Annotated in this window: 1 protein-coding gene; it reads left to right on the forward strand. The window is 48.0% G+C overall.

Annotated features, from left to right (window positions below; translation table 11 throughout):
• Positions 1–735, forward strand: a 735-nt coding sequence (locus ACWHAR_RS26665) for an ATP-binding protein (protein ID WP_452088375.1), incomplete at both ends; no start/stop codon positions are given.

Raw genomic sequence — 735 nt, forward strand, 5'->3', positions numbered from 1 at the left:
TTTCCGACGGCGAGGATGTCTTTATCCCGACATATACCGAGCATATTGAACGGGCGGGTGTCCATTCGGGGGACAGCTTTGCCATTCTTCCGGGACCGTCCATCACGAGCGGGCTGCAGCAGGGCATGAAAGATGCGGCACAAAAAATTGCCCGGAAACTTTCATTTAAAGGCATCATGAACATTCAATTTGTGATCGACAATGGAAACATACTCGTTCTTGAAGTGAATCCGAGAGCGAGCCGCACGGTTCCTGTCGTCAGCAAAGTAATGGGCGTTCCGATGATTCCGCTCGCCACACGACTGCTGGCGGGAGCGTCCTTAAAAGATCTAGATCCGGCAGTTCAAAATCATCATGGAGTTGCCGTGAAGTTCCCTGTTTTTTCTTCTCATGCGATCCAGGATGTGGATGTCAAGCTTGGACCGGAAATGAAATCAACGGGAGAAGGCATGTGTGTTGCATATGATGCTAACAGCGCCTTGAAAAAAATCTATACAAGAGTCTGGAGTCAAAAAGGAAGCATTTATTTCCAAAACGTTCCGGAAGATGTGAAGGAGTTAGCAGAAAACGCAGGTTTTACAATTCATGAAGGGACATTTGCCTCATGGATGGAACAGGAAGGAAAATCGCTCCACATCAATCTGAGCGGTTCTGAAGAAGCATGCAAAGAACGTTTGGAAGCCATGACGCACGGCATCCCCGTCTTTACAGAAGAAGAAACTGTGCGGGCGTTTT

The sequence above is a fragment of the Bacillus sp. LR--39 genome, from assembly GCF_053613335.1.